This is a genomic window from Streptomyces sp. NPDC002754, from assembly GCF_053592315.1.
On record NZ_JBSFVM010000001.1, the window covers coordinates 789,916 to 814,428 of the forward strand.

Annotated in this window: 21 protein-coding genes and 1 pseudogene; 11 read left to right on the forward strand and 11 right to left on the reverse strand. The window is 71.0% G+C overall.

Features of this window, described 5'->3' with window-relative positions; genetic code table 11:
• Position 1: 1 nt before the first annotated feature.
• The 3 genes from ACWD2L_RS03795 to ACWD2L_RS03805 all read right to left on the reverse strand — a co-directional run bounded on the left by ACWD2L_RS03795 (position 2) and on the right by ACWD2L_RS03805 (position 2,006).
• Positions 2-514, reverse strand: coding sequence for a hypothetical protein (locus ACWD2L_RS03795; RefSeq protein ID WP_351330889.1), 513 nt, complete (start codon positions 512-514; stop codon positions 2-4).
• Between the two features lie 157 nt (positions 515-671).
• A complete protein-coding gene (locus ACWD2L_RS03800; protein WP_351330888.1) occupies positions 672-1,433 on the reverse strand; it encodes a bestrophin-like domain in 762 nt (253 codons plus the stop codon).
• Between the two features lie 27 nt (positions 1,434-1,460).
• Positions 1,461-2,006, reverse strand: a complete 546-nt coding sequence (locus ACWD2L_RS03805; RefSeq protein ID WP_351330887.1) for a hypothetical protein — start codon at positions 2,004-2,006, stop codon at positions 1,461-1,463.
• A gap of 252 nt (positions 2,007-2,258) precedes the next feature.
• Here ACWD2L_RS03805 and ACWD2L_RS03810 point away from each other — a divergent pair, with 252 nt between their 5' ends.
• From ACWD2L_RS03810 to ACWD2L_RS03820, 3 genes are all read left to right on the forward strand, one after another.
• Positions 2,259-3,218: an SCO0930 family lipoprotein gene (locus ACWD2L_RS03810; RefSeq protein WP_351330886.1), complete on the forward strand. Its 960-nt coding sequence runs from the start codon at positions 2,259-2,261 to the stop codon at positions 3,216-3,218.
• Positions 3,219-3,522: 304 nt separating this feature from the next.
• Positions 3,523-4,338 (forward strand): SAM-dependent methyltransferase, encoded by an 816-nt coding sequence (locus ACWD2L_RS03815; protein WP_351330885.1) that lies wholly within the window; start codon positions 3,523-3,525, stop codon positions 4,336-4,338.
• 86 nt (positions 4,339-4,424) lie between these two features.
• Positions 4,425-6,590 carry a putative bifunctional diguanylate cyclase/phosphodiesterase gene (locus ACWD2L_RS03820; RefSeq protein WP_351330963.1) on the forward strand — a complete coding sequence of 722 codons (2,166 nt, stop codon included), beginning with the start codon at positions 4,425-4,427 and terminating at the stop codon, positions 6,588-6,590.
• Between the two features lie 103 nt (positions 6,591-6,693).
• Here ACWD2L_RS03820 and ACWD2L_RS03825 read toward each other — a convergent pair whose 3' ends face one another.
• Entirely contained in the window at positions 6,694-7,587 is an 894-nt protein-coding gene (locus ACWD2L_RS03825) for a LysR family transcriptional regulator (protein ID WP_351330884.1), read from the reverse strand.
• A gap of 132 nt (positions 7,588-7,719) precedes the next feature.
• Between ACWD2L_RS03825 and ACWD2L_RS03830 the strand changes: the two genes are divergently transcribed.
• From ACWD2L_RS03830 to ACWD2L_RS03845, 4 genes and pseudogenes are all read left to right on the forward strand, one after another.
• Positions 7,720-8,391 (forward strand): succinate dehydrogenase, encoded by a 672-nt coding sequence (locus ACWD2L_RS03830; RefSeq protein WP_351330883.1) that lies wholly within the window; start codon positions 7,720-7,722, stop codon positions 8,389-8,391.
• Positions 8,392-8,396: 5 nt separating this feature from the next.
• Positions 8,397-10,346 carry a fumarate reductase/succinate dehydrogenase flavoprotein subunit gene (locus ACWD2L_RS03835; protein WP_351330882.1) on the forward strand — a complete coding sequence of 650 codons (1,950 nt, stop codon included), beginning with the start codon at positions 8,397-8,399 and terminating at the stop codon, positions 10,344-10,346.
• A complete protein-coding gene (locus tag ACWD2L_RS03840) occupies positions 10,343-11,089 on the forward strand; it encodes a succinate dehydrogenase/fumarate reductase iron-sulfur subunit (RefSeq protein ID WP_351330881.1) in 747 nt (248 codons plus the stop codon). Before ACWD2L_RS03835 ends, ACWD2L_RS03840 begins: the two co-directional genes overlap by 4 nt.
• Before the next feature lie 32 nt (positions 11,090-11,121).
• Positions 11,122-11,343: pseudogene (locus tag ACWD2L_RS03845) on the forward strand (GNAT family N-acetyltransferase); the annotation flags it as partial.
• Positions 11,344-11,390: 47 nt separating this feature from the next.
• Here the strand turns inward: ACWD2L_RS03845 and ACWD2L_RS03850 are convergent.
• A complete protein-coding gene (locus ACWD2L_RS03850; RefSeq protein ID WP_351330962.1) occupies positions 11,391-13,766 on the reverse strand; it encodes an excinuclease ABC subunit UvrA in 2,376 nt (791 codons plus the stop codon).
• Between the two features lie 179 nt (positions 13,767-13,945).
• On the opposite strand from ACWD2L_RS03850, the gene ACWD2L_RS03855 reads away from it, so the two are divergent.
• Both ACWD2L_RS03855 and ACWD2L_RS03860 read left to right on the forward strand, forming a co-directional pair.
• Positions 13,946-15,568, forward strand: a complete 1,623-nt coding sequence (locus tag ACWD2L_RS03855; protein ID WP_451187162.1) for a phosphodiester glycosidase family protein — start codon at positions 13,946-13,948, stop codon at positions 15,566-15,568.
• Between the two features lie 15 nt (positions 15,569-15,583).
• The gene (locus tag ACWD2L_RS03860) at positions 15,584-16,603 is read left to right on the forward strand and encodes an alpha/beta hydrolase (RefSeq protein ID WP_351330879.1); all 1,020 of its coding nucleotides are present in this window, start codon (positions 15,584-15,586) and stop codon (positions 16,601-16,603) included.
• Between the two features lie 4 nt (positions 16,604-16,607).
• Here the strand turns inward: ACWD2L_RS03860 and ACWD2L_RS03865 are convergent, their stop codons facing one another.
• Entirely contained in the window at positions 16,608-17,615 is a 1,008-nt protein-coding gene (locus tag ACWD2L_RS03865) for an LLM class flavin-dependent oxidoreductase (protein ID WP_351330878.1), read from the reverse strand.
• A gap of 55 nt (positions 17,616-17,670) precedes the next feature.
• Entirely contained in the window at positions 17,671-17,889 is a 219-nt protein-coding gene (locus tag ACWD2L_RS03870) for a dodecin (RefSeq protein WP_351330877.1), read from the reverse strand.
• A gap of 160 nt (positions 17,890-18,049) precedes the next feature.
• Between ACWD2L_RS03870 and ACWD2L_RS03875 the strand changes: the two genes are divergently transcribed.
• Positions 18,050-18,571, forward strand: coding sequence for a hypothetical protein (locus tag ACWD2L_RS03875; RefSeq protein WP_351330876.1), 522 nt, complete (start codon positions 18,050-18,052; stop codon positions 18,569-18,571).
• Positions 18,572-18,744: 173 nt separating this feature from the next.
• Positions 18,745-20,022 carry an extracellular solute-binding protein gene (locus tag ACWD2L_RS03880; protein ID WP_451187164.1) on the forward strand — a complete coding sequence of 426 codons (1,278 nt, stop codon included), beginning with the start codon at positions 18,745-18,747 and terminating at the stop codon, positions 20,020-20,022.
• Here ACWD2L_RS03880 and egtD read toward each other — a convergent pair.
• Genes egtD through egtA form a run of 4 tightly spaced genes read right to left on the reverse strand, consistent with a single transcriptional unit; the run spans position 20,019 to position 24,386 of the window.
• Positions 20,019-20,993: an L-histidine N(alpha)-methyltransferase gene (gene egtD / locus ACWD2L_RS03885; RefSeq protein ID WP_351330874.1), complete on the reverse strand. Its 975-nt coding sequence runs from the start codon at positions 20,991-20,993 to the stop codon at positions 20,019-20,021. The genes ACWD2L_RS03880 and egtD overlap by 4 nt on opposite strands.
• Positions 20,990-21,742, reverse strand: a complete 753-nt coding sequence (gene egtC / locus ACWD2L_RS03890) for an ergothioneine biosynthesis protein EgtC (protein WP_351330873.1) — start codon at positions 21,740-21,742, stop codon at positions 20,990-20,992. Before egtC ends, egtD begins: the two co-directional genes overlap by 4 nt.
• Positions 21,742-23,091 (reverse strand): ergothioneine biosynthesis protein EgtB, encoded by a 1,350-nt coding sequence (gene egtB, locus ACWD2L_RS03895; protein ID WP_351330872.1) that lies wholly within the window; start codon positions 23,089-23,091, stop codon positions 21,742-21,744. The genes egtC and egtB overlap by 1 nt, the downstream gene beginning before the upstream one ends.
• Positions 23,088-24,386: an ergothioneine biosynthesis glutamate--cysteine ligase EgtA gene (egtA, locus tag ACWD2L_RS03900; protein ID WP_351330871.1), complete on the reverse strand. Its 1,299-nt coding sequence runs from the start codon at positions 24,384-24,386 to the stop codon at positions 23,088-23,090. The genes egtB and egtA overlap by 4 nt, the downstream gene beginning before the upstream one ends.
• Positions 24,387-24,513 lie beyond the last annotated feature (127 nt).

A 24,513-nucleotide genomic window follows, 5' to 3' on the forward strand; every position in this document is an offset into this window, starting at 1 on the left:
GTCAGGCGCGCTTGTCGCCGGTGCGGCGGCGGGCCACGACGTATGCGGTGCCGAGCGCGCCCGCGATCAGGGCGCCACCGAGGGCGACCTCCTGCAGATCGAGCCCTCCGGCACTGCCACCGATCCCGGCCTTGACGCCCTGCGGGACGGGGCTGGGGGAGGCGTCGGGGCGGCCGGTGGCGATGGTGAGCTGGGCCGTGTGGGGTTTGCCGCCGTTGCAGATGAACGTCACGGGGTAGGTGTTGCCCTGTTTCGCGTCCCAGTCCACCTTCGCGGGGTGAGGGCCCTGCCGGGGCGGAATCGTGACGGTGGCGAACACCTCGGCCGAAACCTCGGTAACTCCCTCGCAGCCGGTGGCCGACAGGGACACCGTGCCGCCCGCGGCGATCGTGGTGGGGGAGATGCTCGGCCGGAACGAGCCAGGGCCCGGGTCCTCGGCAGCGGCCGACGGTGCGGTCAAGGTCAGAGCGGCCAGCGAGAGCGCAACGGCGGATGCGGCACGTATCGCGTGCATGGGGGTTCCTCCGGAGTTCACGAGGAGCGGCAGCGGATCGGTTCCGCGCGCAGGGGACGGGCACCTCGATGCCGGAAACGCTAAGGACACCCCCGTACGGCCGCGATCCGTGTCGTACGAACGGGGCACACGTGTGGGCCGGTCAGGTGGCTTCCGGTCAGTGGGCGCCGGGGAACAGCATCAGGAAGGGTTCCGCCGTGGCCGCGACGCCCCGGCTGTACGGGGCGTCGAGGTCCCAGATCAGGAAGAGCAGGAACGCGATCAGGGACGAGAAGAGCCCGGCGAGGACCAGCTCGCGCCTGGTGCGCCTGATCTGCAGCGCGAAGATCATGCCGATGGTGACCAGGGCGCCGGCGACCAGGCCGAACCAGACGACGCCCGGCATCGTGGCGCCGGTCGAGTCCGAACGCGCGCCGCGCGCCTCGTCGGCGGCCGTCACCTGGTCGAGCAGCGGCTGATAGGCCTGCGCCTGGAAGTCGTTCTTCGGCTCGAAGTCCGTGACGTCCTCGCGCACCGTCTTCAGCAGCGCGTCGCCCTTCGCGGTCAGTTCGCCCTTGGTGCGCATCGAGTTCCACTCGGTGGTGACGACATGGCTGACATACCTGTCGACATCCGTGCGAATCCGGTCGCGTACGTCCGCCGGGTAGACCCGGACGCGCTCATGGATCTCGTGCAGCGCCTGCGCCTCGTTGCGTACGTGGTCCTCGGCCGCGCTGCGGCCCTCCCAGACACCCGCGATGGCGAGGCCGAGGACGATCGCGTAGACCACGCCGATCATCATCGTCATGTACTCGATGACGTCGGGGGTCTCGGACGGATCGTCGTCATCGCCGATCCTGCGCTGCTGCAGGACCTGGACGACGAGGACGACACCGCAGACCGCGAGCATCGCGAGGGCGAGAACAAGCCATTCCGACATCGACAACTCCACAAATGTTCAACAAGTTCAGCGGGGACGCAGTGCGGCGACAGCGAGCACCGCGGGTGCGGTGATGAGCAGGGTGAGCGTGACCAGGGACGGGCCGTCGCGCGGTGGGGCGCGGTGGGCGGTCGGGCGGTAGGCCGGGTAGTGCACCGGCTTCGGACTTGGTGGTGGGGGCTTCGTATGGGTCGGGGTCGGCGTCGGCTTCGGCCGGGGTTTCGGGGGTGGTTCGGGAGCAGGGGGCGGTGGCGGAGGCGGGGGAGGCGTCGGTGTCGGCGGAGGGGGCGGCGGTGGCGGGGGTGCCGGTTTCGGAGGCGGAGGCTTGGGCGCGGGCTTCTTCGGCGGGGGCGTGCTGGGGCCCGCGCGGCAGACGCCGCTGCCGGAGACCGCCACCGCGTGGCCCGACGAGCCGCCGTCCACGGAGGCGTACGCGCAGTTGTCGGCCGGGACGGCGACCGGTGCGGCGGTGGCGGCCGCGCTCGGCGCGCCGCACAGCCACGCGGTGGCGAGCACCGCGATGACGCGGGTGACCAGGGCCGATCCGGAGCGCTTGGTTCGATGCACGACCATGATCCTGAGCAGTGGCGGGCCCCGGCACGCCGACACGGGCCCGGAATGCCCCGATGGTGGGGCGCGGGAGCATTCGGGTTTGCGGACGTACGCGGGCCTGCCACCGGAGCTGCGCCCCCAGGGCGCAGGCCGCTGCCGCACCCGAAGAAATCTTCCCGCGCATTGAACACAGCCGTCACCGCCGCGCGTACCTAGGGCCATGTGCGGCCCACCCCGGATCGCACAACACCCAAGCAATGTGCGGGAGTTGAGATGAAGACCTCCTGGCGGAGCGCCTCGCTCGTAGCGACAGCTGCGGCCCTGCTGGCGCTCACGACGGCGTGCGGTCAGGACCAGGGCGACCAGGCATCCACGGGCCAGAACGTGGGCAGCGCGGCCGACGCGCAGGGCGGTTACGGGTCCTCCGACGGCTACGGCTCGTCGGGCAGCACCGACAAGAGCGCCGCCAAGGCCAAGTCGGCCGGACAACTGGCCTCGTGGGACAGCAAGGAACTCGGCAAGGTGCTCACCGACAGCGACGGTATGACCCTGTACCGCTTCGACAAGGACACCGCCGAACCGCCCAAGTCGAACTGTGACGCGGCCTGCCTGAAGGCGTGGCCGGTCGTGCCGGCGAGCGGCGCCAAGGCCGCGCCCGGGGTCGACGCCTCGCTGCTCGGCGAGGTCACCGCCGCCGACGGCACGAAGCAGCTGACGGTCGACGGCTGGCCCATGTACCACTACGCGATGGACAAGAAGGCCGGCGACGTCAAGGGCCAGGGCGTGGGCGGCACTTGGTGGGCCGCGGCCCCCGACGGCAAGAAGGCCAACAAGAAGGCGGAGCAGGAGGCCGGGGCCGTGCCCGCCGACCTCGAAGGCCTGTCGACGCGCAACGCCCCGAAGCTCGGCGAGGTCGTCGTCGACAAGAACGGTATGACGGTCTACCGCTTCCTCAAGGACTCGGCGTGGCCCATCAAGTCGAACTGTGTCGGCGCCTGCGCCGAGAAGTGGCCCGCGCTCGCTCCGGTTGCGAAGAACGACACGAGGAACATTCCACTGAAGGGATACATGACCTTCACAAGGCCCGACGGAACCAAGCAGCAGACCCTGAACTGCTGGCCCGTCTACACCTTCTCGGGCGACAAAAAGCCAGGTGACACCAACGGACAGGGCGTGGGAGGTACTTGGTACGCGGCGGCTCCGAATGGAAAGCCGGTAGGCGCTCCGAAGTAACAACCAGGAGGGGCAAGCGCGTTCAGTGAGGCGCTCACAGTAGAGTCGTCAACGGAATTGGCTCGTCGCCGGTCCGTTCCCCGCATGGCCAGGTCAGGCCGTGTGGAGGGAGCGGGCCGGTTCTTTTCGTCGGGGAAGTCGGGGAAAGAGAAGGTTTCGGGATGGTTTCTGATCGTTGCCGATTGGCACGTGACGGAGGCAGTGACCGGGAACGGACGGTCAATTTCCGTTTTGACTCGCTCCATTGGCGGTGGATCAGTAGCCTCTGCTCGAACACCGGCACGCCTACGCCATGGAGACCTTGATGCAGCGTCCCGCCTGGGCCCCACTGGGCATCGACATCTCGGTGCCCAGTGTGTCCCGTATCTACGACTTCTACCTGGGCGGTTCGCACAACTTCGAGGTCGACCGGGAGGCCGCCCGCAAGGCCATGGAGTTCCTGCCGGGGCTGCCGAAGATCATGCAGGCGAACCGGGCGTTCATGCGCCGGGCCGTGCGGTACGCCGCCGGGCTCGGCATCACGCAGTTCCTCGACATCGGCTCCGGCATCCCGACGTTCGGCAATGTGCACGAGGTGGCCCAGCAGGCGAGCCCCGGGGCGAGCGTGGTGTACGTCGACCACGACCCGGTCGCCGTCGCGCACAGCAGGGCGGTCCTCGAGGACGTCCCGCACACGGGAGTCGTCACGGCGGATCTCCGCAAGCCGCGGGAGATCCTGGGGAGCCCCGAAGTCGCCGAACTGATCGACCTGGAGCGGCCGGTGGCACTGCTCCTCGTCGCCGTACTGCACTTCATCGAAGAGGCCGACGACCCGTACGCGGCCGTGGCCGAACTCAGCGAGGCGCTCGCACCGGGCAGCCTGCTCATTGTGACGCATGCCTCCAATGAGGGCATGCCCATAGAGACGGAGCGGGCGGACGGGATGGTCGACGTCTATCGAAACGATGTCCGCAATCCGCTGATCATGCGGAACCGCGACGAGGTCAAACGGTTCTTCAAGGGGTACGAGGTGGTCGAACCGGGCATCGTGGCGATGCCGGTGTGGCGGCCCGACACCGCCCCAGAGGACGAGGACCCGTACACCTTCGCGGGCTATGTGGGAGTGGGGCGCAAGGCGTGACTGCTGCATCCTCCCGGGGCACGAACCCCGGATCCACGGCCGGAAAAGCCGGCCGGACGGGCAGGTCGGCACGGACCGACGACGGCATCGGCGGTGATGCGTCGGGCGGTCCCGAGGACAGAGTGCGCGAGTTCGCCGTGCTCTGGAGCCGGGCGATCTTCCCGGTCACGGCGACCTCGCTGACCCGGCACGAGTTCGAGGCGGAACTCGTGCCGCTCGTACGCCGGTTGCGCACCGCGCTCGGCGCGCAGGCCCTGGACGGCGCGGAGGCGCAGGCCGTCGGCGCGGCCCTGGTCGACGCCCACTGCACCGACCCCGAGGCGCTCACGCAGACCCTCGACGTGGTGGAGACACACCTCGTCCGGCACTGCGGCGAAGCGGCACCCTCCGGCGAGGCGGAGCGCGTGGAGCACGCGGAGAAGCTGCGCTCGCGCTGCGCCCGTATCCAGCACGCGATGGCCGCCGGGTTCGCGGCCGGGCTGCGGGAGCGCACCCGCGCTGAACAGGAGGCCATATCGCGCGCCGCGCTCGATGCCCGCAGCGCCGTCGCCGAGGCCCTGCACGCGAGCGAGGCCAAGTTTCGCGCGGTGTTCCACGGAGCCGCGATCGGCATCGGGATCGCCGACCTCGACGGCACCATCGTCGAGGTCAACGAAACGATGGTGCGGATGTTCGGCGGCAGCAGGCAGCAGCTGCTCAAGCGCAAGGCCCACGAGCTGACACACCCCGAGGACGCCCCGCACATCTGGCGCAAGTACCACGAGCTGGTGCAGGGAGAGCGCGAGCACTACCGGGTGGACAAGGCCTACTCGCGCCCGGACGGCACCGCCCTGTGGACGAACCTGACGGTGTCACTGCTGCGCGACGCGGACGGCGCGCCCCAGTACCAGCTGGCGCTCATGGAGGACGTGACCGAGCGCCGCCTGCTGAACCTGCGGCTGCGCTACGAAGCCACCCATGACGCGCTCACCGGGCTCCCCAACCGCACCCTGTTCTTCGAGCGCCTGGAGAAGGTGCTCAGTGCGGGCGGGGGCATGCGCTTCGGCCTGTGCTACCTCGACCTCGACGGCTTCAAGACCATCAACGACAGCCTCGGCCACGCGGCGGGCGACCGGCTCCTCGTCGAGGTTGCGGACCGCCTCCAGGCCTGCGCCACCGGCCCCGGAGAGATGGTCGCGCGGCTCGGCGGCGACGAGTTCGTGGCGCTGACCACCGGCAAGGACACCGAGGCCGAGGTCGACGAGCTGGCCGGGCGCATCATGCACGCCCTGGCCGACCCCATCCGCATCGACGGGCGCGAGCTGACCGTGCGCGGTTCGGTCGGCATCGTCGAGGGCCCGGCCGCCGAGCGCAGCCCCGCCGAGGTGCTGCGCAGCGCCGACATCACGATGTACCGGGCGAAGTCCGCGGGCGGCAACCGCTACGAGCTGGCCGACCCCGAGGCCGACGCCCGCGCCATCACCCGGCACGGCCTGACGACGGCGCTGCCCGCCGCCCTGGACCGCGGCGAGTTCTTCATCGAGTACCAGCCCCTGGTGCACCTCGGCGACGGCAGTGTGCGCGGCGCCGAGGCCCTGGTCCGCTGGCTGCACCCGCAGCACGGCGTGCTCGGCCCCGACCGCTTCATCCCGCTCGCCGAGCACACCGGTCTGATCGTGCCGCTCGGCCGCTGGGTCCTGGAGGAATCGGTCCGGCAGGCGCGGATCTGGCAGGACCGGTACCAGGAGGCGGGCCCGTTCCGCATCAACGTCAACCTGTCCCCGATGCAGCTCACCCACCCCGGTCTGGTGGCGGACACCGTCGACATCCTGGAGCGCTTCGGCCTCGAACCGGACGCGCTGTGCCTGGAGGTCACGGAGTCGGCCCTGATCGGCGCGGACGACGACCTCCTCAAGCCCCTGCGACGCCTCTCCGAAATGGGCGTCGACATAGCCCTCGACGACTTCGGCACCGGCTACTCGAACCTGGCCAACCTGCGCCGCCTGCCCGTGAACGTCCTCAAACTGGACCGCTCGTTCACACAGGGCATGCAGCAGTTCCCCGCGGACCCCGTCGACCTGAAGATCGTCGAGGGCATCGTCTCGCTCGCCCACAGCCTCGGCCTGTCGGTCACCGTCGAGGGCGTGGAGACCGGCGCACAGGCCGAGCAACTCCGCCACCTCGCCTGCGACACCGCCCAAGGCTGGTACTACGCCCGCCCCGGCCCCCCGGACCGCCTCCACGACCTGGCCCTGGCGGACGCGACGGGCTGAGCGCTTCAAGCTCCGCCGGCGGGACACATCAAGCCCCGCCGGCGATTGAGGCGCGGGGTCCGGGGCAGAGCCCCGAAACCGCGCGCCGGGGGGGCGTGAACCTTCAGGCCGGCCTCTCAAAAAGTATCCGCTGAAGCTCACGCGCAGCGCGTGGTGGCGCCACGTCCGAGCGGTGTGCGAGCGCGATCGTGCGGTGGAGCCCCGGCTTGGCCAGCGGGGTGACCCGCAGATCCGCCCCGCCCCGATGCGCCACCATCCACGGCACCACCGCCACCCCGAGCCCCGCCCGCACAAACCCCAGCACCGCGTCCATCTCACCGCCCTCCACCGCGAAGTCCGGCTCGAACCCCTCACCCCGGCACGCCGCGACGGTCAGCTCCCGCAGGTCGTACCCGTGCCGGAACATGACGAGCCGCTCGCCCTCCAGGTCGGAGATCCGCAGGGACCTCCGCCCGCCCCGCCCCGGCGCGGGCGAGTCCTTGGAAGACACCACCACCAACTCCTCGCGCAGCAGCTCCACCGTCGTCAGGGCGGGCGCGGGCGCCGGCAGCGGGAGCACGACGAGCGCGAGGTCGAGGGCGCCGCGCGCGAGTTCCCGTACGAGGTCGTGGGAGCCGCCCTCCTCGATCATCAGCTGGATCCCCGGGTACCGGTCGTGGAAGGACCGCAGCACGTCCGGCAGCAGCCCCGTGCACAGCGACGGAGTGGCCCCGAGCCGCACCCGCCCCCGCTTGAGCTGCGCCAGCTCCTGCACCTCGTGCCGCGCCGTGTCCGCGTCGGCGAGGATGCGCCGCGCCAGCGGGAGCAGCGCCTCGCCCGCATCCGTCAGCGAGATGTTGCCCCGGGCCCGCAGGAAGAGATCGACCCCCAGCTCCCGCTCGAGCGTCCGGATCTGCTGGGACAGCGAAGGCTGGGCGACATGCACCAGTTCGGCGGCGCGGGTGAAGTGCCGGGTCTCCGCGACCGCGACGAAGTACTGAAGCTGCTGGAACTGCATATCGGCCACCATAACCCTTCGATAGAGACTGACTATCGAAATGAGGCGCACCATGTCTTGGACCGATCGGGCCTTTGGGCTCTAGCGTCTTGACCCATGGCTCTGGCAACGCGGACGGACCGACGGCCGTCCATGCCCCGTACGATCTGGGACAGCTCCGTCGGCAAGAAGACCGTGATGGCGGTGAGCGGCCTCGTCATGCTGCTCTACCTGGTCGCGCACATGATCGGGAACCTCAAGATCTTCTTCGGCCCCGACGAGATCAACCACTACGCCTCCTGGCTGCGCACCATGGGCGGGCCCGTCCTGCACTACGAGTGGGGCCTGTGGATCGCCCGAGTGGTGCTGGTCGTCGCCGTCGTCGCGCACGCCACCTCCGCGTACCAACTGAGCCGCCGCGGGAACAAGGCGCGCCCCAGCAAGTACGCGCACAAGAAGCCGCGCTCCGACTACGCCACGCGCACCATGCGCTGGGGCGGCATCATCCTCGGCCTGTTCATCGTCTGGCACATCCTCGACCTGACGACCGGCACGGTGCACCCCGGCGGCTACGAGCACCTGCACCCGTACCAGAACATCATCGACACGTTCTCGACCTGGTACAGCAGCGTCATCTACATCGTCGCGATGCTCGCCCTCGGCCTCCACATCCAGCACGGGTTCTGGAGCGCCGCGCAGACCCTCGGCGTCGGCAGCCGGACCCGGGACCGCGTCCTGAAAGCCGTCGGCAACGTACTCGCCGTACTGCTCACGCTCGGCTTCATCGCCGTGCCCGTGGGCGTCATGACCGGATTGGTGAGCTGAGGAAGATGTCTACGTACGCGGAATACACCACCGGCGAACCGGTCGTCGACACCAAGGCCCCGGCCGGCCCGGTCAATGAGCGCTGGGACACCCGCCGCTTCGAGGCCAAGCTGGTCAACCCGGCCAACCGCCGCAAGCACACCGTCATCGTCGTCGGCACAGGTCTCGCCGGCGGCTCCGCCGGCGCCACGCTGGCCGAACAGGGCTACCACGTCGTCCAGTTCTGCTACCAGGACTCGCCGCGCCGCGCCCACTCGATCGCCGCGCAGGGCGGTATCAACGCCGCGAAGAACTACCGCAACGACGGCGACTCAGTGCACCGCCTCTTCTACGACACCGTCAAGGGCGGCGACTTCCGCGCCCGCGAGTCGAACGTGCACCGCCTCGCGCAGATCTCCGTCGAGATCATCGACCAGTGTGTCGCGCAGGGTGTGCCGTTCGCCCGCGAGTACGGCGGTCTCCTCGACACCCGCTCCTTCGGCGGCGTTCAGGTGTCCCGTACGTTCTACGCCCGCGGCCAGACGGGCCAGCAGCTCCTCCTCGGCGCTTACCAGGCGCTGAGCCGCCAAGTGGCCGCCGGGAACATCGAGTTGCACCCGCGCACCGAGATGCTCGACCTCGTCATCGTCGACGGCAAGGCGCGCGGCATCGTCGCCCGTGACCTGATCACCGGCAAGATCGAGACGCACTTCGCGGACGCCGTGGTGCTCGCCTCCGGCGGCTACGGCAACGTCTTCTACCTGTCGACGAACGCCATGAACTCCAACGCGACGGCGATCTGGCGCGCCCACCGGCGCGGCGCCTACTTCGCCAACCCGTGCTTCACGCAGATCCACCCGACGTGCATCCCGCGCACCGGCGACCACCAGTCCAAGCTGACCCTGATGTCGGAGTCGCTGCGCAACGACGGCCGTATCTGGGTGCCGAAGGCGAAGGGCGACGACCGCCCGGCGAACAAGATCCCCGAGGACGAGCGCGACTACTACCTGGAGCGCATCTACCCGGCGTTCGGCAACCTCGTGCCCCGTGACATCGCCTCGCGCGCCGCGAAGAACGTGTGCGACGAGGGCAGGGGAGTGGGCCCCGGCGGGCAGGGTGTGTACCTCGACTTCGCCGATGCCATCAAGCGGATGGGCAGGAAGGCCGTCGAGGCCAAGTACGGCAACCTCTTCGACATGTACGCGCGGATCACCGACGAGGACCCGTACAAGACGCCGATGCGCATCTACCCCGCCGTGCACTACACGATGGGCGGACTCTGGGTCGACTACGACCTGCAGACCACCATCCCCGGCCTCTTCGCCGTCGGCGAGGCCAACTTCTCCGACCACGGCGCCAACCGGCTCGGCGCCTCCGCGCTGATGCAGGGCCTCGCGGACGGCTACTTCGTCCTCCCGGCCACCATCAACGACTACCTCGCCAAGCACCCGCACACCGACGAGGTGAACGCCGAGCACCCCGCCACCGTCGAGGTCGTGCGCGAGACCGAGGAGCGGCTCGCCAAGCTGCTCGCCGTCGACGGGGACCGCACGCCGGACTCCTTCCACCGTGAACTCGGCGAGCTCATGTGGGAGTTCTGCGGCATGGCCCGCACCGACGCGGGCCTGCGCAAGGCCCTCGACCGGATCCCGCAGATCCGCGAGGAGTTCTGGAGGCGCATCAAGGTGCCCGGCGTCGGCGAGGAGTTCAACCAGTCCCTGGAGAAGGCCAACCGCATCATCGACTACATCGAGCTCGCCGAGCTGATGTGCCTCGACGCGCTGCACCGCGCCGAGTCCTGCGGCGGCCACTTCCGCGAGGAGTCGCAGACCCCCGACGGCGAGGCCGCGCGCGTCGACGAGGAGTTCTCCTACGCGGCGGCCTGGGAGTTCACCGGCACCGGAGAAGCCCCCACCCTGCACAAGGAAGACCTCGTCTTCGAGTACGTCCACCCCACTCAGCGGAGCTACGCATGAAGCTCACCCTGCGCGTCTGGCGCCAGAAGAACGCCGACGCCGAAGGCACCATGTCCACGTACGAGGTGGACGGCATCTCCCAGGACATGTCCTTCCTCGAAATGCTGGACACCCTCAACGAGGAACTCATCCTCAAGGGAGACGACCCGGTCGCCTTCGACCACGACTGCCGCGAGGGCATCTGCGGCGCCTGCTCGCTCGTCATCAACGGCGACGCGCACGGCCCGGAGCGCACCACCACCTGTCAGCTGCACATGCGGTCCTTCAAGGACGGCGACACGATCGACATCGAGCCGTGGCGCGCCTCCGCTTTCCCGGTCGTGAAGGACCTGGTCGTGGACCGCTCGGCCTTCGACCGGATCATCCAGGCCGGCGGCTACATCACGGCCCCGACGGGCGCCGCCCCCGAGGCGCACTCCGTACCCGTTCCCAAGCCCGACGCGGACTTCTCCTTCGAGCACGCCGAGTGCATCGGCTGCGGCGCCTGCGTCGCGGCCTGCCCCAACGGCGCGGCGATGCTGTTCACCTCGGCGAAGATCAACCACCTCAACGTGCTGCCGCAGGGCGCGCCCGAGCGCGAGACCCGCGTCCTCGACATGGTGGGGCAGATGGACGAGGAGGGCTTCGGCGGCTGCACCCTCGCGGGCGAGTGTGCGACGGCCTGCCCGAAGGGCATCCCGCTGTTCTCCATCACCAGCATGAACAAGGAGTGGCTGCGCGCGAACCGCAAGGTCAGCCGCTGACCCTTCAATGATCGTCCCGCGAAGAGCGCGGGGTGGGCGGGACCGGATGTGGTGCTCAACCCCCGGTCCCGTCATCGTTTTCCGGTACACGCCGGGCGTCCGGGGAGGGCCACCCCTGGCATCCCCCCGACGTCCGCGCCGCCCCACGGCTGCGCCACGATGTCTTCGCCCTGGAAATGGGCGCCCGCCTCGACACCCCGCACCCCGGACTCGACGTCGACACGTTCGACGCCCACTGCGACCACCTGCTGGTGGTCGCCAACCACATCTCCCCGCACCGACCACGGGCAGCCACGAGCCCTCAGGACCCCAACACGCGCCGCAGGTAGACCCCGGTCCGGCTCGCGGCATCGGCGGCCACGACGGCGGGCGGTCCCGCGACCACGACCTGCCCGCCCTCGGCCCCGCCGCCGGGTCCCATGTCGATCACCCAGTCCGCCCCGGCGACCACCGCCATGTCGTGCTCGACGACGACCACGGAGTGCCCCGCGTCGACGAGGCCGTTCAGCTGTCGCATCAGCACCTCCACGTCGGCCGGGTGCAGGCCGGTTGTCGGCTCGTCTAGGAGGTACAGGGTGTGGCCGCGCCGCACTCGCTGCAACTCGCTGGCCAGCTTGATGCGTTGGGCCTCGCCGCCCGAGAGTTCGGTGGCCGGCTGCCCGAGCCGCAGATAGCCGAGGCCGACGTCGAGGAGCGTGCGCAGGCTGCGCAGCACGGGCCGCGCCGTCTCGTCGTCCGCCGCCTCGAAGAACTCCGCCGCCGACTCCACCGTCAGATCGAGTACCTCGGCGATGTTCCGGCCCCGGTAGCTGACCTGGAGCGTCTCGGGGTTGTAGCGGGCGCCCGCGCAGTCCGGGCAGGGTGTGTACGTACTCGGCAGGAACAGCAGCTCGACGCTGACGAAGCCCTCGCCCTGACATGTCTCGCAGCGCCCGCCGGTGACATTGAACGAGAAGCGGCCGACGCCGTATCCGCGCGCCTTCGCCTCGTCGGTGGCCGCGAACACCTTGCGGACGACGTCGAACAGGCCCGTGTATGTGGCCAGGTTGGAGCGCGGGGTGCGCCCGATCGGTTTCTGGTCGACGACCACGAGCCGTCCGACACCCTCCAGTTCCTCGGTGATCTCGCCGATCAGCGTCGACTTCCCGGACCCGGAGACCCCCGTGACGGCGGTGAACGCGCCCAGGGGGAACGCGGCGGTGACCTCGCGCAGGTTGTGCCGGGTGATCGGACCCAACTTCAACCAGCCGGTGGGCGTGCGGACTTGGCGCTCGACGGCGGGTCCGTCGTCGAAGAGGTAGCGGGCCGTCGCCGACTCGGCGACCTCGCGCAGCCCGTCCACCGCGCCGCTGTGCAGCACCTTGCCGCCGTGCTCGCCTGCCTGCGGGCCGACATCGACCAGCCAGTCGGCGTGCCGCATCACATCCAGGTGGTGCTCGACCACGAACACGGAGTTGCCGGACGCCTTCAGCCGGTCCAGGACGGTGAGCAGGGACTCGGTGTCGGCCGGGTGGAGTCCGGCCGACGGTTCGTCGAGGACGTAGACGACTCCGAAGAGTCCCGACCTCAACTGGGTTGCCAGGCGCAGCCGTTGGAGCTCACCGGCCGACAGGGTGGGAGTCGACCGGTCGAGGCTGAGGTAGCCGAGGCCGAGCTCCGTGACCGTGGCGATGCGGGCCCGCAGATCCTCGGTGAGCACGCGCGCCGTCTCGGACGTGTCGCCCTCGGTGGACAGGAGGTCGGCGAGGTCCGCGAGCGGCACACCGGCGAGCTCCGCGATCGTACGGCCCGCGAAGGTGACGGCCAGCGCCTCCGCGCGCAGCCGGGCGCCGCCGCAGACCGGGCACGGCGTGCTCTCCAGGAAGCGCTCCGCCTTCGCGCGCAGCGACTGGCTCTTGGAGTCGGAGAAGGTCTTGAGTACGTACCGGTTCGCGCTCATGTACGTGCCCTGGTACGGGCGGTGGATGCGGCCCGCGTCCCGCACCGGGTGCACAGTCACCACCGGCTGCTCGTCCGTGAACAGGATCCACTCCCGGTCCGCCCGGTCAAGCTCCCGCCAGGGCCGGTCGACGTCGTACCCGAGCGCGTCGAGGACGTCGCGCAGGTTCTTGCCCTGCCAGGCCCCCGGCCACGCCGCGATGGCCCCCTCGCGGATCGACAGCGAGGGGGCCGGGACCAGCAACTCCTCGGTGGTGCGGTGCACTTGACCGAGTCCGTGACACGAAGGGCACGCCCCGGCGGCCGTATTGGAGGAGAACGCGTCGGAATCGAGGCGCTCGGCGCCCGCCGGGTACGTACCGGCCCGCGAGAACAGCATCCGCAGCGAGTTCGACAATGTCGTCACCGTGCCGACCGAGGAGCGGGAGGTCGGCGCCGAACGGCTCTGCTGAAGTGACACCGCGGGCGGCAGCCCGCTGATCTCGCCGACCTTCGGCGCGCCGACCTGGTGGATCAACCGGCGCGCGTACGGGGCGACCGACTCGAAGTAGCGGCGCTGCGCCTCCGCGTAGATCGTGCCGAAGGCGAGCGAGGACTTGCCCGATCCCGACACCCCCGTGAAGACCGCGAGCACGTCCCGCGGGATGTCCACGTCGACGCCCTGGAGGTTGTGCTCGCGGGCGCCGCGCACCCGCACGAGACCGTCGTGGCGGGGGTAGGGCGAGGTGGGGTGGTGCATGGGGCGGGCTCCCGGTCGTACGGACGGCTCTGTGGGCACGGTGTCGTACTCCATGATCCACCCACGTCGCCGCGGCGGCGGCACGGAGAACGTCCGATGAATGATGTGCACACGCCTTGACTGGTGGTCATGGGCTCACGCACCGTTACGGAGGTCGTCCTTCGAGCAGTGGGGGGTTCGTGAACGGCAGACTGTTCGGCGTGAGCGCGGTGTTGTGCGCTCTCGCCCTCGTGGGTGCGGCACCCGCACCGGCCTCGCCGTCACCGGCCCCGTCCGTGCCTCGGCACGGCGGCCTGCCGCTCGGCGCCGCCGACCTGTCCGAGACGCGGACGACGCGCACGTTGCAGCCGGGCGTGACGCTCACCCGGATCGTGCGCGGCGCGGACGCTCCCGCCATGGCGTGGACCGTGGAGGTGTCCATACCGGGCGGCGCGGGCTCGCCCGACCCGGACGCGCCGCCGACCGCCCTGAACGACGAGGCCAGCGCCGCCGAACTCGCCTCCGACCTGCGTACGGACGGCTTCGATGCCCGTTCGGAGAAGGTCACCACTGCGGCGACCGCCGACTACGCGGGCGGCACCCTCGGCTGGCGGGTCCGCGTCGGCACGTTCCCGACCGAGGCCGCCGCCACCGCCGAACGCACCCGCCTGCGCGCCGCCGGACACACCGGAGCCGCCTGGTACACCGGCTGGGACGGGAACGCGGGGGACCGCGGCCCCTGGCGCTTCGACGTCCTCACCATCGACCCGAAGCGGTTCGACGGAGATCTCAAGGCCACGTACGGACCGGACCTGGAGAACCGCGAGACCACCAGCGCGCTGGCCGCCGCAGAGGGCGCGACGGCCGGGGTCAACGCGGGTTTCTTCGTCCTCGACCCCAAGGCGGGCGCCCCCGGCGACCCGGCCGGCGCCGGCGTCTACAACGGCCGCCTGCTGAGCGAGGCGGTGAACGGCCGGCCCGGCCTCGTCGTCCACGACTCGGCGCGCGGCACCGAGGTGGGGCGGTTCACCTGGCGGGGGAGCGTCCGCGTCGACGGGACGGAGCTGCCGCTCGACGGCATCGACCGCGTCCCCGGCCTGATCCGCAACTGCGGCGGCACCGCCGACGACACCCCGACCGCCCGGCCGCTGCACGACACCACCTGCACCGACCCCGACGAACTCGTCGCGTTCACCCCGGAGTTCGGTAAGCAGACCCCGAAGGGCGACGGCGTCGAAGCCGTCCTGGACCGGACCGGCCACGTCGTCGAGGTGCGCTCGCCGCGCGGCGGCGCACTGCCCGCCGGAGGCCGCAGCGTCCAGGCCACGGGCGCGTACGCGGCGAGACTGACGGCCCTCGCCAAGGTCGGCCAACCGCTGCGCATCCAGGGCGGGTTGAAGGACATCAAGGGTCGGCCCTTCACCGCCTCCCGCTCGACCAGCATCCTCAACGGTGGCCCCGAACTCGTCCGCGACGGCCGCCGCCACGTCACCCCGGCCACCGACGGCATGGTGCAGCCCGGCAACCCGAGCTTCTACTACGGCTGGGTGCACAAGCGGAACCCGCGCACCCTCGCGGGCACGGATGCCGCAGGCCGCACCGTGCTCATCACCGCCGACGGTCGTGGCACCGGCTCCCTCGGCCTGAGCATCAACGAGAGCGCCGACGTCGCCAAGGCCCTCGGTCTGCGGGACGCCATCAACCTCGACGGCGGCGGATCGACCACGATGGTCGTCGACGACCAGGTGATCAACGACCCGTCGGACGCGTCCGGCGAACGCCCTGTTGGAGATGGCCTGCTGGTGCTTCCCCGCACACACTGACGCAAGCGCCGGACGATGCGAACCGGCCGATTCGAGGGAGCCGCCGTGACCGCCGCCCTGACCCTCCGCACCAGACGCCTGCTACTCGTCCTCGCCACCCTGCTGCTCATGCTGAGCTCGGCCCCGTCCGCGGTCGCCGCCGCACGTGCCCGACCCGCCGCCGAGGTCGTCGACGTCACCCGGGTCGCCGACCGCCAGGTGGACCTCTCCGTACGCGCATCGGCCCTGGGCGGCCGCACGGTCAAGGTCCGCCTGCTCACGCCGGACGGCTGGAAGCCCGGCGACCGCACCAAACACTGGCCCACCCTGTGGCTGCTGCACGGCTGCTGCGGCGACTACACGTCCTGGACGAACCAGACGGACGTCGCCTCCGTCGAGGGCCTGCGCGACGTCCTCGTCGTGATGCCCGAGGCGGGCCGGAACGGCTGGTACAGCGACTGGTGGAACCACGGCAAGGGCGGCGACCCGGCCTGGGACACCTTCCACACCCGCGACCTGCGCCGCCTCCTGGAGAGCGACTGGGGCGCGGGCTCCCGCCGCGTCGTCGCGGGCCTCTCGATGGGCGGCCAGGGCGCGCTCCTGTACGCGGCCCGGCACCCGGGAATGTTCAAGGCGGCCGCTGCCTACTCCGGCTCCGCACACCCACTCCTGAACGACGAGTCGACGGGCCGGATCATGGGCTTCTTCGCCGACCAGGGCAACGATCCCCGGCGCGTCTGGGGCGACCCGGTCGCGCAGCGGGACATCTGGGCCGCCCACGACCCGTACTACCTGGCCAAGCGCCTCAAGTCGCTGCCCCTGTACCTCTCCTGCGGCGACGGCACCGCGGGCCCCCTGGACCCGCCGGGCACCACCAACGCCCTGGAGGCCGACTTCAACCGGCAGAACCACGCCCTCGCCGACCGGCTGAAGAAGGCGGGAGCCAGACACCTCACCACCAACTTCTACGGCCCCGGCACCCACACCTGGCCGTACTGGCAGCGCGAACTGCACGCGTCGCTGCCGATGCTGCTGCGCGGCCTCGGGCTCGATTGACGTATCAGCGGGGTGTCAGGCGCGCGATCCTGGCCAGGCGGCGGAACGACTCCAGCAGGGCCTCACGGTCGTACGTACTGGTCGTCACCAGCACCTCCTGCGCCCCGCTCTCCTTGATCACCATCTCCAGCTCGTCGGTGACCTGCTGCTCCGTGCCCACGATGTGGCCGAGCAGCCCGGACTCGTACAGCTCCCGCTCCTTCTCGGTCATCTCGAAACCCGCGATGCGTTCGACGGGCGGCAGTGGTGGGAACGTGCCGTGCGTACGCGAGTGCGCCATCGACCAGGCCTCCGGGGCGAGGATGCGGTGCGCCTCAGGCCGGCTGCCCGCCACGGCGACGGTTCCCGAGATCAGGACGTACGGCTCGGCGGCCCAGGGGGAGGGGCGGAAATCGGCGCGGTAGCGGTCGATGCCGCGCAGCATCTTCTCGCGGGCGCGGAAGTCGCCGATCACCATCGGCAGACCGGCGCGGGCGGCGATCGAGGCGCCCTCGCCCATCGCGAGGACGAACGGCGGGACGGCCAGGCCCTCGGAGGGGCGGGCGTGCACGCCCGTGGACGAGGTCCCGGTGAAGAACGCCAGGAGTTCGTCGAGCTGTTCCGCGAAGTCGTCGGCATCGTCCTTGTCCCGGCCGAGCGCCTTGCGGACCCCGCCCGTGAAGCCGACCGAGCGGCCGAGCCCCATGTCGATGCGGCCGGGGAAGAGCGACTCCAGGACCCCGAACTGCTCGGCCACCACCAGTGGCTGGTGGTTGGGCAGCATCACGCCGCCGGTGCCGACGCGGATGGTGCGCGTCGCCGCGGCGATGGCCGCCGCGAGCACCGTCGGCGCGGAACCGGCGACGCCCGGCACACCGTGGTGCTCCGAGACCCACAGCCGGTGGTAGCCGAGCCGCTCCAGGTCCTGGGCCAGGGCGACGGTGTCGCGCAGCGCGTCCTGGTCCGAGTGGCCCGTGCGGGTGCGGGAGCGGTCCAGGACGGAGAAGCGGGTCGATTCGATCACGGTGCTCACACCTTGGTTCAACGCCGTGGCGCCCCAGGGATCCCCGGGGCCGACCCGTGGAGGCTCAGGATTCGTCGTCCTCCATGCGGAAACCGACCTTCAGGCCGACCTGCCAGTGCTCGACCTGGCCGTCGACGATCTGCCCCCGGACCTGCGTGACCTCGAACCAGTCGAGGTTGCGCACGGTCTGCGAGGCACGCGCGATCCCATTACGGACCGCCTCGTCCACGCCTTCGTGAGAAGTGCCGACGATCTCGGTGACGCGATACGTGTGGTTCGACATGCTTCCACCGTGCCCCAGCGCGGCGTGGCCCGCCATCCGTATGACATCGCCGCTCACTTCGCGTAGCCGACCCGGGCGCCCGGTCATTCATGGTCTCGGTCGAACCAATTCTTCGCGCGCGGCCCGCCCGCGCGCGCGTCCGTGAAAGAGGCTCATCTTGATGCACCGCCGACTCACCCGTGCCGCCGTCCTGACCACCCTGACCGTGATGGCCTTCGGGGCCACCGGCGCCGCACAGGCCATCGCGGCGACGGCCGAACCGGCTCCGTGCCACCGCTACCAGGCGACCGTCAACCGACACCAGGACACGGTCGACGGTCTTGACGCCCGGATCACTCCGGTGGAGGCGCGGATCGAAGCGCTGGAGCACGACTACGACTCGGCGCACGGCGCGGTGGAGTACCGGTCCACGGTGTACACCGAAGCGCGCGACTGGGTGCGGGAGCTGGAGCGCGAGGACGGATTCGACCCCAACAGCGCCGACTACCTGAAGGCCGTCCAGGACCGCGACACCGCCGAGCGGGAGCTCGCGCAGGCACGTGAGGAGGCGCGCGCGGCGTCCGCGGCGCTGAACGGCGTCGAGGTCGACCCGCAGCTGCTCGCCGAGCGCGCCCGCGCCAAGAAGCTGCTGGGCACGGCCGAGAAGCGGCTCGCGACCTGCCTGGCCAGGCCGGTCGCCTGACCCCGGGCACTTCATGAAGGGAGGGTCGAGGGCGGCGGGCGCTGCGGAGTCCGTGACACACCCCTTGACCCTTCCGTTGGTCTATACCAAACTCCCTGAACACCCGTATGAGCCGTGTGCTCTTCCCCCACGTCGGGCCGAACTTCCCTGTCCGCAGGCAGAAAGTGACCCACGTGAACTCCCGCCGCCTTGCCCTGACTTACGGATCCCTCCTCGCCACCGGCGTACTCCTCACCGGATGCGGCGTCCTGCCGGGCACGGGGGAGGGGGAGGAGGCGGTCACCGTGTGGCTGATGCGGGGCAGCGCGTCGGAGGACTTCCTCAAACGCTTCACGGAGGACTTCGAGGCCGGGCACGGCGGCATCACGCTCGACATCCGCATCCAGGACTGGACCGGGATCGGCGCCAAGGTCACCAAGGCACTCGACGAGGGGAGCGGCGAGTCCGGCGCGCCCGACGTCATCGAGGTCGGCAACACCCAGGTCCCGCAGTACGTCGAGGAGGACGGCCTGCTCGACCTCTCCCTGGAGTCCGCGCGCGACCTCGGCATGGACGACTGGCTGCCCGGCCTCGCCGAACCTGGCGTCGACGCCTCCCGGCAGTACGGCATCCCCTGGTACGCGGCCAACCGCGTCGTCATCTACAACAAGGACCTCTTCCGGCAGGCGGGCATCGACGACCCGCCCACCACGCGCGCCCAATGGCTGGACGCGACAAGGAAGTTGAACTCCGCCGACACCCAGGGCATCTACCTCGCGGGCCAGGACTGGTACACGCTCTCCGGGTTCATCTGGGACGAGGGCGGCCACCTCGCCAAGGAGTCCTCGGGCGTCTGGTCCGGCACCCTGGCCACGCCCGCCGCGCTGCGCGGCATGGCCTTCTACCGGCAACTCCAGGCGCTCGGCGGGGGACCCAAGGACGCCGACGAGGAACACCCGCCCCAGGCCGAGCAGTTCGCCCGCGGTGACATCGCGCAGATCATCTCCGTGCCGGGCGCCGCCCAGCGCATCCTCCAGAAGAACCCGGAACTGAAGGGCAAGCTGGGTTACTTCCCGATCCCCGGCAAGACGTCGAGCAGGCCGGGCACGGTGTTCACCGGCGGTTCCGACCTGGTCGTGCCGGCGAACACCGACGACCGGGACGGCGCCGTCGAGGTCGTGAAGGCGCTGGCCGGCGAGAAGTGGAACACCGAACTGGCCCGCACCATGAACTACGTGCCGAACAAGGCCACCCTCGCCGACGCGGTCGCCGGTGAGCCGGGCGTGGCCGCGATGGCCGTCGGCGCCGCCCACGGCAAGGCGACGCCCCGCTCACCGCTGTGGCCGAACGTGGAGGCCGGCGACAATCCCATCAAGGAGTACATGTCCAAGGTCCTCGCCGGCGGCGACCCGTCCACGGAGGCGGAGCGCGCCTCCCGCGAGATCACGGATCGGCTCGACGAGCGCAATTAGGCCTTGTGCGCCGACGCCCTGCTCAGCGACAGGGCGAACCTTCCCTCCGCATCCGTCCACCAGTGCCCCAACTCCAGCCCGACCTCGTGCAGTTCCGCCTTCACGCCCTCCTGGCGGAATTTCGCCGAGACCTCTGTGCGCACCTCCTCGTCCGCCGCGAAGTCGACTTCCAGGTCGAGGGCCGGGATCTTCACCGTCTGCGCCGTGGTGGAGCGCAGCCGCATCTCGATCCACTCGCAGTCGGCGTTCCACAGGGCGACGTGCTCGAACGCGTCGGGGTGGAAGTCGGCGCCCAGCTCGCGAGCCATCACGGTCAGCACGTTCTTGTTGAACGCGGCCGTGACACCCGACGCGTCGTCGTACGCCGCCACCAGCGTCGCCTCGTCCTTCACCAGGTCCGTGCCGAGCAGGAAGAAGTCGCCCGGGGCCAACAGGCCCCGCACCGCCGTCAGGAAAGCGGCCCGTTCCTTGGGCAGCAGGTTGCCGATCGTGCCGCCGAGGAAGGCCACCAGGCGCGGCCCCGGAGTCTCCGGCAGGTCGAACGCGGCCGTGAAGTCGGCGACCATGGCGTGGATGTCGAGCGCGGGCCGCTCGGCGAGGAGCGTGTCCGCCGCGCCGCGCAGCGCGCTGTCGCTCACGTCCACGGGTACGTAAGTCGTGAGGTCGGTGAGCGCGTCGAGGAGGTGGCGCGTCTTGTCGGACGAGCCGGAGCCCAGCTCGACGAGTGTGCGCGCACCCGTCGCCGCCGCGATCTCGTGGGCGCGCGTGATGAGGATCTCGCGCTCGGCGCGGGTCGGGTAGTACTCGGGCAACTGGGTGATCTCGTCGAAGAGTTCGCTGCCGCGCGCGTCGTAGAACCACTTGGGCGGGAGGGTCTTCGGCGTCTGGGTCAGGCCGTGCAGGACGTCGGACCGGAGCGCTGCGTCGGTGGCGTCCTCGGGCAGGGTGCGGGTCATGCGGTACGGGCTCACGCGGAGGGCTCCTTGAGCGGGGTCAACAGGACGTCGGTGCGGCTCGCGGCGAGCAGCGTGCGGTCGGGGACCTCGATCCAGTGCGGATCGTCGTCGTAGGGCTCGGAGGCGACGACGGCGCGGCCCGGCTCCGTGCGGTACCAGAGGGTGTCGCCCCAGGCCGTGGCGGTGATCGTCTCGCCGTCGGTGAGCAGGAGGTTGAGGCGGGCGGTGGGCGCGGCCTCGGCGACCTCCAGGGTGGTGTCGGCGAGCGCCTGCCCCGCGGCGTCGCCCGCCCGCAGCCGGTGCAGGACGAGCGCCCACAGGAATGCCGCGTCGCAGCGGGCCTCCATGGAGAGCAGGTCCGCCGGCGGCAGGGTGGGTGCCAGAGAGGTCAGGGACTGCGGCCAGCCCGGCACCGCCCCGTTGTGGCTGAACAGCCAGCGTCCCGAAGCGTACGGGGCCGCTGCCGCCTCCCCGTCCGCCCCGGCTAGCGTCGCGTCGCGGACCGCCGCGAGCAGTGCCCCGGAGTGGACGACGCGGGCCAGATCTTGGTAGGCGGCGTCGCCCCAGATGGGTCCGGCGCGGCGGTAGCGGGCGGGCACCGGGTCGCCGTCCGCGTACCAACCCACCCCGAAACCATCGGCGTTGACCGTCCCGTGGCGCTGCCTGCGCGGTGCCCACGACTGGCGGAACAGGCTGTGCGGCGGTCGGTCGACGACTTCGCCGAGCGGTACGGGCGGCCCCAGGTAGGCCAGGTGACGGCACATCAGGCGCGCTCCTGGGGCTCGGCGTCGCGGGCCGTGCGGAACCCGGAGAAGATCTGCCGCCGGACCGGAAGGTCCCAGTTGCGGAACGTGCCCCGGCACGCCACCGCGTCCACGGCGAACGAACCACCGCGCAGCACCTTGTGGTCCGGCCCGAAGAACACCTCCGAATACTCGCGGTACGGATACGCCACGAACCCCGGGTAGGGCAGGAAGTCGCTCGACGTCCACTCCCACACGTCGCCCATCAACTGCCGTACGCCCAGCGGGGATTCGCCCAGCGGGTAGCTGCCCGCGGTCGCCGGGCGCAGGTGGCGCTGGCCCAGGTTGGCGCGCTCCGGCGTCGGGTCCGCGTCGCCCCAGGGGTAGCGCATCGAACGCCCGGTGGCCGGGTCGTGCCGGGCCGCCTTCTCCCACTCCTCCTCGCTCGGCAGGCGGCGCCCCGCCCACCGGGCATAGGCGTCGGCCTCGTACCAGCTCACGTGGAGCACCGGCTCGTCCGGCGGTACGGGCTCGGTCACCCCGAACCGCCTGCGCAGCCACTGCCCGCCCTCGCGGCGCCAGAACAGCGGCGCCCGAAGGTCGTGCTCGCGCACCATCGCGCAGCCGGTCGGAGCCCACCACCGCTCCTGGCGGTAGCCGCCCTCCTCGACGAACTCCATGTAGGCGGCGTTCGTCACCGGCGTCGCGTCGATGTGGAACGGCGGCACCAGGCGGGTGTGCGCGGGCCGTTCGTTGTCCAGGGCCCACGGCTCGGCCGTCGTGCCCATGGTGAACGGGCCGCCGGGCACGAGCACTTCGGCGGGGCCGTCGTACGGACGCGCCAGGGGCTCGGGATCGGGCGCGGTGAGTGCCGTGCCACCAAGCCTCAGCTGATGGGTGATCAGCATCGTCTCGTCGTGCTGCTGCTCGTGCTGGGCGATCATCCCGAACGCGAAGCCCGAGCGCGTCAGACGCTGCGTCCCCACCGCCTCGAACGAGGCCTTCTCCAGTACGTCGAAGGCCCGGCCGCGGACGTCCGCCGCGTAGCCGCGCGCCTCCTCGGGCGCGAGCAGCGGCAGACTCGGGCGCTCCGAGCGCGGGTGCTCGAAGGCGTCGTACAGCGGGTCGATCTCGGGGCGGATCGCTTCCTGGCCGGCGACCGCGCGCAGCAGCCACTGCTCCTCCTGGTTCCCGATGTGCGCGAGATCCCAGACGAGCGGCGACATCAACGGCGAGTGCTGGGAGGTGAGTTCGCCCTCGTCGACACAGTTCGTCAGCAGCGTCGTGCGGCGCCGGGCGGCCTCGAGGGCCTCCGCGGCGCGGCCGCGGAGCGCCTCCGGGTCCGTGGTGACGTTCTCCTCAGCGGTCATGATCGGACGGTCCTCCCCTGGGCGGGTTGTCGCGTGAGCTGTTCGAGCACGTCGTCGGCGGGGCAGCGGCCGCGGACGACATAGCGGTGCGTGAAGTCGGCGACCGCCTGGCGGGTCTCCGGGTCCGCGCCGAGCCTCGGCAGCGCCTCCAGCGCCGTCGTGAAGCAGGCCGTGGCGGCCTCGCGCAGCTCGGGATCGGCGAGGCCGAGCCGGGCCGCGTCGCGCCACAACGGGTTGTGCGGAGCGGGCAGCGGACCCGCCCGCTCCGCGAGCGGCTTGACCGCGCGGTACGCGGTCTCGGCGGCCTGCGGATCGTCGAACAGGGCGGTGGTCACGGCGAGCGGCACCAGCCACCCGTCGTCGCCGGACTGCGCGTCGATCATGCGCAGTTCGAGGTGCCCGCGCGGGCGCACGGGCGGGAAGAGGGTGGTCACGTGGTAGTCGAGATCCGAGCGGGTCGGCGGCCTGGGCACGCCCGTGCGCGCCCACTCCCGGAAGGTCAGCCCCTCCGGCACCTGCCACGGCCCCTCGTCGGTGCGCACGCACATCACGGGCGCGTCGAGCACGTGCCTCGTCCACGCCTCGCGCGGATCGAAATCGAGGGGTACGCCGCCGGAGCGGCCCACGTCGATCCGCTCCCACAGCAGCTGCCGCGTGGAGCGCCAGCCGGTCGGACGGCCGGACAGCATAGGGGAGTTGGCGAACGCGGCCACCAGGACGGCGCCCAGCAGATGCGCGAGCCGCCAGCGCCTGCCGAGCCCCTGCGGACCCGGCTCCTCGTGCCCCGCGTCCAGACACACCTGCACGGACGCTGACGAACACATCATGGCGCGCCCGGCGGGCCCGGCCCGGTCGAGCGATGCCTCCAGGGCGTCGTAACGGGGCTGACGGAGAACGCGCCGGGGCGGGAGCCACGGGTCGGTGCCGTGGCCGGAGAGGACGAGTCCGTGGCCGCGGAGCACGGTGCGGACGGCGCTGAGATCGGCCCGCATGGCCGAGACGCATTCGGGGAGGGAGTCGGCGGGGAGCGAACTGAGTTCCAGCTGCCCGCCGGGTTCCACGGTGATCGCCGAGCGCAGCGGCAGGGCGCGCAGTGCGACGTATGCCGCGTCGAGTCGTTCGGGTGGTAAGGGGAGCCACGGCTTCAGCATCGGGCGCGGCTCGTGCACGATCCATTCCAGTTCGACCCCGACCTTGCGGGGTGGTCCGGTCTTGAAGCAGATGCCCCGTACCAGGGCCTCCGCCTCGGCCTCGGTGACCAGCTCACCGAGCGCCGTACAGTCTCCCTCGCTCATGGGGGGATTCCTCCTGGTTCGCACGTCTCCATGGTCCCCGGTGGGGGCCATCCCGTCGATTCGGCCGGGCGCCGACAATCAGCCCCTTCCGGGCGACGCAGACCCTCCACCCAAGACGGTTCGGGCG

Bases quoted from the DNA above. Each gene is read 5' to 3' on its own strand.
- ACWD2L_RS03825 (WP_351330884.1), bottom strand. From the start codon at position 7,587: ATGCAGTTCCAGCAGCTTCAGTACTTCGTCGCGGTCGCGGAGACCCGG.
- ACWD2L_RS03860 (WP_351330879.1), top strand. From the start codon at position 15,584: ATGCGAACCGGCCGATTCGAGGGAGCCGCCGTGACCGCCGCCCTGACC.
- ACWD2L_RS03875 (WP_351330876.1), top strand. From the start codon at position 18,050: ATGCACCGCCGACTCACCCGTGCCGCCGTCCTGACCACCCTGACCGTG.
- ACWD2L_RS03840 (WP_351330881.1), top strand. From the start codon at position 10,343: ATGAAGCTCACCCTGCGCGTCTGGCGCCAGAAGAACGCCGACGCCGAA.
- ACWD2L_RS03835 (WP_351330882.1), top strand. From the start codon at position 8,397: ATGTCTACGTACGCGGAATACACCACCGGCGAACCGGTCGTCGACACC.
- ACWD2L_RS03870 (WP_351330877.1), bottom strand. From the start codon at position 17,889: ATGTCGAACCACACGTATCGCGTCACCGAGATCGTCGGCACTTCTCAC.
- ACWD2L_RS03805 (WP_351330887.1), bottom strand. From the start codon at position 2,006: ATGGTCGTGCATCGAACCAAGCGCTCCGGATCGGCCCTGGTCACCCGC.
- ACWD2L_RS03850 (WP_351330962.1), bottom strand. From the start codon at position 13,766: ATGCACCACCCCACCTCGCCCTACCCCCGCCACGACGGTCTCGTGCGG.
- egtB (WP_351330872.1), bottom strand. From the start codon at position 23,091: ATGACCGCTGAGGAGAACGTCACCACGGACCCGGAGGCGCTCCGCGGC.
- ACWD2L_RS03800 (WP_351330888.1), bottom strand. From the start codon at position 1,433: ATGTCGGAATGGCTTGTTCTCGCCCTCGCGATGCTCGCGGTCTGCGGT.
- ACWD2L_RS03830 (WP_351330883.1), top strand. From the start codon at position 7,720: ATGCCCCGTACGATCTGGGACAGCTCCGTCGGCAAGAAGACCGTGATG.
- ACWD2L_RS03810 (WP_351330886.1), top strand. From the start codon at position 2,259: ATGAAGACCTCCTGGCGGAGCGCCTCGCTCGTAGCGACAGCTGCGGCC.
- egtA (WP_351330871.1), bottom strand. From the start codon at position 24,386: ATGAGCGAGGGAGACTGTACGGCGCTCGGTGAGCTGGTCACCGAGGCC.
- egtC (WP_351330873.1), bottom strand. From the start codon at position 21,742: ATGTGCCGTCACCTGGCCTACCTGGGGCCGCCCGTACCGCTCGGCGAA.
- ACWD2L_RS03795 (WP_351330889.1), bottom strand. From the start codon at position 514: ATGCACGCGATACGTGCCGCATCCGCCGTTGCGCTCTCGCTGGCCGCT.
- ACWD2L_RS03815 (WP_351330885.1), top strand. From the start codon at position 3,523: ATGCAGCGTCCCGCCTGGGCCCCACTGGGCATCGACATCTCGGTGCCC.